Here is a 7,239-nt window from a genome sequence, read left to right on the forward strand (position 1 = left end):
AAATAAGATAGCTCGCCATTTACAAATACAGATTCAATACCTTGCGCGACGGAAATTGGATTTTCGAACGTTGCAGTATCTTTAATTGTATTTGGGTTAAATAAAACCAAGTCTGCGTAAGCGCCTGATTTTATTTCCCCACGATCTTTTAATTGGTATCGTGTTGCCGACATCCCCGTCATCTTGTGAATCGCTTCTGCCAATGGGAAAAGCTGCTCTTCACGACAGTAATGCCCCAAGACTTTCGGGAATGTGCCCCACAAACGTGGATGTGGGTGCGGGTCATTTGGTAATCCGTCCGAGCCCACCATGGTCAACTTATACTTAAGGACACGTTTGACGTCGTTTTCATCCATGCAGTGATAAACCGCGCCCGCAGGTTGCAACGCTTTTGCTGCTTCCATAAGAGGCAGTTGCATCTCGTCAGCAATGTCTTTCAGCATCTTGCCAGCGTGTTCAGGTTTACTTTCAGACCAAGTGATGAAGATGTCGATTTCATCCGTCACCTGTTTTAAATCCAACGTTGACGAACTCGCAGAATATGGGTAGCAATCGCAAGACACGTCTTGATGCTCAGAAACCTTATCCATCAAATCCAGCACTTCTACCGTGCGTCCCCAGTTGCCTGCACCTGCGCATTTCAGATGAGAAATCACCACTGGCACTTTGGCGTACTGCCCAGTTTCAAAGGCTTCTTCCATTGCGCTGATAATTTCTTCAAACTCGGTACGCATGTGTGTGGTGTAGATACCACCGTGATGGCCAAGAATTTCCGCTAGGCGCATGACTTCATCCGCGTTCGCTTGCTTGGCACTCGCATAAGCAAGACCCGAGCTCAAACCCAATGCGCCCTCTTCCATCGCTTGTGCCAGTGTTTGGCGCATTTGCTCGATTTCTTCATCGGTAGCCGTGCGCAGTAAGTCGTCCATCACGTTGTTACGTAAAGTTGTGTGACCGACTAACGCAGCAACGTTGACCGCAGGGTTCGCCGCTTGTACCGCCTTCGCATACTTCGCAAAAGTTGGGTATTTGAAGTCTTCCTGCTTGCCCAATAGGTTCATTGGGTCTGGCGGAGTATCACTGAGTACCGCAGGGCTCGCGCTAATTCCGCAATTGCCTACGATTACTGTCGTCACACCTTGGCTGATCTTTGGCAAGCAGTCAGGGTAACGAATCACATTGGTGTCATCGTGCGTGTGCACATCAATAAATCCCGGAGCCAACGCAAGACCCTGACCGTTGATAACCTTCTTTGCAGAAAGCTCGTCTAGCTGCCCTACTTGCTCAATACGATCTTGACGAATCGCAACATCAGCAATGAATGGTGCTGCACCCGTACCGTCAAATACCTCTACGCTTTTGATAATGGTATCGAACAACATACTTCACTCTCTTCGTCCGTCGTTAACATGGTTCCATCTTAATAATTCTTGAAATTTAAACAGTGAAGAAACACACAAAAAACTCAGATTTGTTTGATACTTTCTAACATATTATTTATGGTAGTTAGCAACAAACACTTAATATCAATCACTTAGACCATGTTAGAAGTAGGTACGCCATGAAAGACAATCGCCAAAAGTGTGAAAAAAACTGTCATAATGAGTGTGTTACCACGCCAGGTTACGGAGAGAAAGCTCAACCTGTTGCGTGTAATTCCGATGGGTTACACAGTTTGATCCATGAAGAGATCACCCTGCCCGCTGCGGTGATCAAATCTTCATCATTGAAGAACAACCTCGATTGGATGCAGCGTTTTGCCAATCAGCACAAAGTGAAGTTGTCACCGCACGGTAAAACCACCATGACTCCCGCTTTCTTTCAGCAGCAATTAGAAAACGGCGCTTGGGGTATTACCGTCGCAACGCCAGCTCAGGCAGAGATTGCGGCGCTAGGCGGAGCGAAAAACATCATAATGGCGAACCAACTAGTCGGGCGCGCGAACATGACCATCATCGCCAACTTGATTGAAAACCACGGGGTCAACTTCTATTGCTGCGTGGACTCAAGCCGAAACGTCAAAGCCCTAGAGCTTGCGTTCGCTGAACATCAACTGCCGCTTAATGTACTGATTGAGTTTGGTGTCGAAGGCGGTCGCTGTGGATGCCGAAATCAACAAGATGTGGTTGAGCTCGCCACTCTCATCCACCAGCAACCTCACCTTACACTCAAAGGTATCGAGGTCTACGAAGGTGTCATTCATGGTGACAATGCTGAGCAGGACATCCGTGACTTCCTCAACACCACATTAGAAATCGCAGCTCAACTACAAAACGACAAGTTGATTGAGTCTAAACCTCTTGTTACCGGCGCAGGCTCTGCTTGGTATGACGTGGTTTCTGAATGCTTTGCCAACCTAGAGGATTTTGATGCCGTCATTCGCCCAGGTTGCTACGCGATTCATGACACAGGCATTTACCTAGACGCACAAAACAAAGTCATGCAGCGCGCTGAAAACAACCAAGGTGCGGCGTGTGATTTAGGTGGTGACTTGGAATCAGCACTAGAGCTTTGGGCTTATATCATTTCTCGCCCCGAGCCAACCAAGCTAGTTGCCGGCTTCGGTAAACGTGACGTGGCGTTTGATGCTGGATTGCCAATCCCTGAGCGCGCATACCGCGATGGTGAGTCAATCTCTATTCAAAGTGCGGTAACGACCGCGGTGATGGATCAGCATGCGTTCATCGAAGTAGACGCAAACAGCGACCTTCAAGTGGGTGATATGATTGCCTTCTCAACCTCTCATCCATGTTTAACGTTTGATAAGTGGCGTGCCGTGGCGGTTTGTGATGATGAGTATCAAGTCACTCATTGGGTGAAAACCCGTTTCTGATGATGAGCTTAGTGAGGCTTTCCGTTATACTTCATGCCAAACCAGTGGAGGCGGCACAATCGTCTCCATGCAAAAGATAGGAACACAGCTTGAGTTTAGAAGTCGATATTATCTCTCAAATCACTGAACGTTTCAGTGCGCTGCGCGATGCCGAAAAGAAGGTCGCGAAGTTGATCATGGACGACATTCAAACTGCCGCCAACGCCAGCATTACTGAACTGGCAGAAAGCGCAGAAGTGAGTGAAGCCACCATCACCCGTTTTGCCAAAGCTGTTGGCTGTAAAAACGTACGTGATATGAAGATCAAACTGGCACAAACCTTAACGGTTGGACAACGATTCATCCTTGAACCGCCTGATCAAAGTGGCTACCAAGGCATCTATGAGTCGATCAAGCAATCCCTTGATGTAAACCGCAGTTTGATTGTTGAAGAAGATATCGACACTGCTGTGAACTGGCTGCACAACGCAAGACAAGTGATCTGTATTGGTATGGGTGGTGGCTCAACCATTGCAGCACAGGAGATGCAGCACCGTTTGTTCCGTCTAGGCTACCCTGTTGTGGCGTACAACGATGGCTTGTTATCGCGCATGATTGCGGCGACGGCAGACGCGAACGATGTGTTGGTGATGATCTCAGCCACTGGCTATACCCCTGCCATCATAGAAACCGCGCAATTAGCCAAGCAGTACGGCGTAAAAGTCATTGTGATTACTCCAAAAGACACACCTTTGACTGAGCAAGCCGATTTGGTTCTTCCTATTGAGCACCAAGAGACGGACTTCATCTACAAGCCATCGGCTTCTCGTTACGCGATGTTGGCTTTGGTTGATGTACTTTCGATGGCATTAGCCGTTAATCATAAGCGACGTTCGCGCGATAAACTTCGCCGACTCAAAGTTGCCCTCGATTCTTATCGTGGCGGTTTGGAAAGACAGCCTCTTGGTGATTAAACCAACGTGGTCTAGATACCCAAAATCTCGCTCATAAAACTCAAACAATAAAGCCCGATGTTCAGCCTCGGGCTTTGCTTTATCTAGCCGTTTCTTTACGTGTGCACGGTAAACCTGATCCTTGTCTCGATTCTTCAATTTATCTTTCCTAATCCCACCATCATCACGGTAACCCACTATATTTGAATGAGAATATTCTTAGAGACCCATTCAAAAGTGAGCCCAGTTTCAATAATTAATCAATTGATGAATATTGAGGGAATTAACTTCCTAGCCGGACAAAACTGACTCACGTTACACTGAATGCAGTCCCATACTCTTCTATAGCTTGATACGAATTCGAGCTCACCTTCTTAGAGGAAGTGTCGCATGATGAAGCGAATCATTCTTGGCACCCTAGCCCTGACTCTTTTAACTGCCTGTTCCAAAGATGACGGACAGCAAGCCCTTGGCACACTAGAACGTGACCGCGTAACCTTCACTGCCACCTCTAGCGAGATAATTCGTGCCCTACCCATTAAGGAAGGCAGCCAAGTCACCGAAGGAGAAGTGCTGGTTCAGCTCGATACAAAGAACCAAGAAGCCGTTTTAGCTCACGCCGTTGCCGAACAAGCCAAGGCTGACGCCTATCTTTTGAAATTGACCAATGGTGAGCGACCAGAAGACATTGCCGCAGCGCAAGCTCGCGTTGCCAGAGCGGAAGCTCAATTGATTGAAGCGCAAAAGAACTACCAACGTAAAGCGGAGTTAGTTCGTAAAAAACTCATCAGCCAATCAGAAAAAGACACCGCTTTAGCAGCCAGAGATTCTGCCCGTGCAGAGCTAGACTCCTCACAAGAAGAGTTCAGCAAACTGACCGCTGGCTCTCGTCCTGAAGATATTGAACAAGCGAAAGCCGCACTCATGGCAGCAAAAGCCGATGTGGCACTGCAAGAACAGAAACTGGCAGAACTCACCATCACGGCCACGCGAGATGGCTTGTTAGATAACCTACCGTTTAACCTTGGTGAACGCGTTCCTGTGAATGGTGTGGTTGCTGTAATACAAGCCAGCCGCGTCCCATACGCTCGCGTTTATGTTCCTGCCAACTACCGAGTCGATTTTGTGCCGGGTAAAACGGTTAACGTGCATGTAGATGGCGTTGAGCAACCTTATAGCGGCACCGTTCGTTGGGTTGCGACTGAGCCTTCATTTACGCCTTATTTCGCGCTTACCGAAGAAGAACGCTCGCGTTTGATGTACCTTGCAGAAGTCGACCTACAAGACTCCGCACAATCCTTGCCTTCGGGCATTCCAGCGCAAGTGGATTTGGTGGAGTAAGCCAATGACCGAATTCGCGATTCAAGCTGAAAATGTAGTGAAGAAGTTTGGTGACTTCACCGCCATCAACAACATCACGCTCAATGTGCCCAAAGGCAGTATTTATGGTTTTCTTGGCCCGAACGGCTGCGGTAAATCGACAACCATTCGTGTGTTAACTGGCTTACTTAGCCCAAGCGAGGGCAATGTCGATGTACTCGGGCTAGAGATCCCAAAACAATCTGAGCTTCTGCGCCTCAAGATTGGCTACATGACGCAAAAGTTCTCGCTTTATGATGATCTGACGGTTCAAGAGAATCTTGAGTTTATTGGACAAATCTTTGGTATGGAAACCAAGGCTCTGAAAGCTCGCATCGAAGAACAACTATCCACCTACGGTCTCGACCAACTACGTAAACAGCGCGTCGGCGGAATGAGTGGCGGTCAGAAGCAGCGCTTGTCTCTCGCCGCAGCCACTATGCATAAACCAGAACTGTTGTTCCTCGATGAACCCACGTCTGCGGTTGACCCAGAGAACCGACGCGATTTCTGGGAGCAGTTGTTTGATCTCTCTGACCAAGGCACGACGATTTTGGTCACTACGCACTACATGGACGAAGCCGAACGCTGTCATCGTCTGGCGATTATGGAAGCGGGCGAAATCCGCGCCGATGGTGAGCCAGAAGAACTCATGGCGCAAATGGGCGTTAACATCGTCGAAGTCAAAGCGGATAATTTACGCGAGCTAAAAGAGAAAGTCATTCAGCGTGAAGAGGTGCGCTCGGCCGCACAGCTCGGCATTCGTTTACGCATTTTAATCCACCAGCACATCGAAGAACCGATCGAATGGTTAACCCAGACCTTTCCTGAGCTTGATGGCTGCGAGATGAACATTGCTCGTCCTAGCTTGGAAGATGTGTTTGTCAGTGTTACGGGAGAAGGTCGCCAATGATGAAATCTATTGCCCGTATGAAAGCGGTAATGATCAAAGAGATCCGTCAGCTTTCACGTGACCGCATTACCTTTGGCATGGTCGTGATGATCCCGTTGATTCAGCTTTTGCTGTTCGGCTTTGCCATTAATACCGATATTCGCACTATTCCCGTTGGCGTCGTCGATCAAAGTGGCAGTACTGCTGGGCGTGTGATCACCGAGTCCGTCAAAGTCACGCAAGTGGTCGATGTGGTAGAAACTTTTGCTACCGCTTCAGAAGCCGAGCAAGCCATTCAAGACGGTTTAGTGCGAGCCGCTTTAATTCTACCTAGCGACCTAACCCAACGTATGGTGCAAGGGCGAGAGCTTGGCCAGTGGATTGTGGATGGTTCAGACACCATGATCAGCTCTGCGATTCTCTCGCTACAAACCATGCCGTTAACGGATTTTGATTTTGAGATACGCCCTGCTCCAACCAAAACCTTTGAAGTTGCGCTGTATTACAACCCGAGTCGGCGCTCGGCGGTGAACATTGTCCCTGGTTTATTGGGCGTGATTCTGACCATGACGATGATCTTGTTCACCAGTGCAGCCATTGTTCGAGAACGGGAACGCGGTAATTTAGAGTTACTGATTACTACGCCAATCCACTCCATCGAACTCATGGTAGCGAAGATCATTCCATACATCTTTGTTGGTCTGATTCAGGTGTTTATCATTTTAGGCTTGGGACACTGGATATTTGGCGTGCCGATAAACGGCGCCATTAGTCAGATACTGTTTGGCACGCTGTTGTTTATCGCCGCGAGTTTAACCTTAGGTTTGGTGATATCCACCATTGCGACGACGCAGCTTCAAGCAATGCAGATGACGGTGTTTATTCTTTTGCCATCGATTCTTCTGTCCGGATTTATGTTCCCTTATGAAGGAATGCCCATCGCGGCACAATGGATATCCGAAGCGCTGCCTGCCACCCACTTTATGCGAATTATTCGTGGTGTGGTGCTGCGTGGTGCAGACCTAATGGAGCTATGGCGAGATACAGTTTGGTTACTTGGATTCACCGTTATCGGCCTTATTGTCGCTTCATTTCGCTTCAAAAAATCACTCGACTAATTCCACGATATTGCGTTCATTCCTTAAAAACAAAAATAGCCCCAACGAAGGGCTATTTTTTGTTTCTGTATTCATACACTGCGCTATCGAGCTCAACTCTCAGAC

General features: G+C 48.2%; 6 protein-coding genes. 5 read left to right on the forward strand and 1 reads right to left on the reverse strand.

Features of this window, described 5'->3' with window-relative positions; translation table 11 throughout:
* Window positions 1-1,382 (reverse strand): amidohydrolase family protein (locus tag CAG68_RS11190; protein ID WP_161441150.1); only part of this gene is annotated, 1,382 nt, incomplete at its 3' end.
* Window positions 1,383-1,561: 179 nt separating this feature from the next.
* Between CAG68_RS11190 and CAG68_RS11195 the strand changes: the two genes are divergently transcribed.
* The 5 genes from CAG68_RS11195 (at window position 1,562) to CAG68_RS11215 (ending at window position 7,134) form a co-directional block, all read left to right on the forward strand.
* A complete protein-coding gene (locus tag CAG68_RS11195; protein ID WP_086047277.1) occupies window positions 1,562-2,833 on the forward strand; it encodes an amino acid deaminase in 1,272 nt (423 codons plus the stop codon).
* Window positions 2,834-2,922: 89 nt separating this feature from the next.
* A complete protein-coding gene (locus CAG68_RS11200; RefSeq protein WP_005425077.1) occupies window positions 2,923-3,786 on the forward strand; it encodes a MurR/RpiR family transcriptional regulator in 864 nt (287 codons plus the stop codon).
* Window positions 3,787-4,155: 369 nt separating this feature from the next.
* Window positions 4,156-5,106, forward strand: coding sequence for an HlyD family secretion protein (locus CAG68_RS11205; protein WP_005375436.1), 951 nt, complete (start codon window positions 4,156-4,158; stop codon window positions 5,104-5,106).
* Window positions 5,107-5,110: 4 nt separating this feature from the next.
* Complete coding sequence (locus tag CAG68_RS11210; RefSeq protein WP_054730396.1) at window positions 5,111-6,037, forward strand: ABC transporter ATP-binding protein; 927 nt, start codon at window positions 5,111-5,113, stop codon at window positions 6,035-6,037.
* Window positions 6,037-7,134, forward strand: coding sequence for an ABC transporter permease (locus CAG68_RS11215; protein ID WP_161441151.1), 1,098 nt, complete (start codon window positions 6,037-6,039; stop codon window positions 7,132-7,134). Before CAG68_RS11210 ends, CAG68_RS11215 begins: the two co-directional genes overlap by 1 nt.
* Window positions 7,135-7,239 lie beyond the last annotated feature (105 nt).

The organism is Vibrio sp. V42_P2S4T144, from assembly GCF_009904715.1.
Lineage (GTDB): Bacteria > Pseudomonadota > Gammaproteobacteria > Enterobacterales > Vibrionaceae > Vibrio > Vibrio alginolyticus.